At 59.1% G+C, this 1,383-nt stretch carries 1 protein-coding gene; it reads left to right on the plus strand.

What is annotated here, in order from left to right; all coding sequences use genetic code 11:
- Positions 1-128 precede the first annotated feature (128 nt).
- Positions 129-1,325, plus strand: coding sequence for an IS256 family transposase (locus JNA92_RS25570; protein WP_004575957.1), 1,197 nt, complete (start codon positions 129-131; stop codon positions 1,323-1,325).
- Positions 1,326-1,383: the final 58 nt, after the last annotated feature.

The following is a 1,383-nucleotide window of genomic DNA, read 5'->3' on the forward strand; positions in this document are numbered from 1 at the left end:
CGATCGTGTCCCGGGAAGTGGTGTAACTGAACCAGCCGAAGGCGCCCTGCGGGCGAAAGAGGATGGTCATCGTGGTTCTTGGCTAACGTTGAGTTTGCGAAGACCAAACACTCACCAGAGAAACCACGATGACCAAGCCCACTATCGCATTGACCGAGTTGGTTGAGAAAGGGGCAGACGCTGATCTGCTCAAGCAAATGATCCAGTTCGTTGCCCAGCGCATGATGGAGTTCGACGTCGAAGGCCTGTGCGGCGCGGGCTTCGATGTCAAAAGCCCAGACCGGACAAATAGCCGTAATGGCTACCGCGATCGTCTTTGGCAAACCCGCGCAGGCGACGTCGACCTTAAGATTCCCAAGCTGCGCCAAGGCAGCTATTTCCCTGGTTTCCTTGAACCTCGACGCACCGCTGAGAAAGCCATGGCGGCAGTCATCCAGGAGGCCTACATCCAAGGCGTTTCAACACGCTCAGTGGACGAGCTGGTCAAAGCCATGGGCATGACCGGCATCTCCAAAAGCCAGGTCTCACGGCTAGCTGGTGAGATCGATGAGCGCGTTCACGCCTTCCTTGACCGCCCGCTTGAGGGCGACTGGCCCTATCTCTGGATCGATGCCACCTACGTCAAAGTGCGGGAGGCCGGACGCATCGTCTCGGTCGCCGTAATAATCGCCGTGGCCGTGAACACCGACGGTGGCCGCGAAGTCCTGGGCATGCGGGTTGGGCCGTCAGAGGCTGAGCCGTTCTGGACAGACTTCCTGCGCAGCCTCACGCGACGTGGCTTGCGGGGCGTGAAACTGGTCATCTCCGACGCCCACGAAGGGCTCAAGGCGGCTGTTTCCAAGGTCTTCAACGCGACCTGGCAGCGCTGCCGTGTGCATTTCATGCGTAATGCCATGGCCCACGTCGGCAAAGGTCAGCGCACCATGGTGGCGGCCCTACTGCGCACAGTCTTCGCCCAGGACAGCCGTGCCGAATGCCATCAGCAATGGCGTTTGGTCGCTGATCAGCTACGCGAAAAATACCCCAAGATCGCGACACTCATGGACGGCTGCGAGGATGAAGTGCTGGCTCACATGGCGTTTCCAAAAGCGCACCGACAGCAATTACACAGCACCAATCCACTGGAGCGGCTTAACGCGGAGATCAAACGCCGCACCGACGTCGTAGGCATCTTTCCCAACGATCCTGCAATCACACGGCTGGTAGGCGCGATGCTGCTGGAGCAGAACGACGAGTGGTGCCTGCAACGGCGTTACATGCAGTTGGAGGCCTTTGAGGCAGTCAGCGATAATCCACAGGCCAAGCTGTCGGCCGTGATCAACTAAACGGCGAACTCAGCGGCCAGAACCATGATGAGTTACACCACTTCCCGGGACACGATCG

Origin of the sequence: Pseudomonas putida (genome assembly GCF_022627325.1) — a bacterium.
GTDB classification, from domain to species: domain Bacteria; phylum Pseudomonadota; class Gammaproteobacteria; order Pseudomonadales; family Pseudomonadaceae; genus Aquipseudomonas; species Aquipseudomonas putida_X.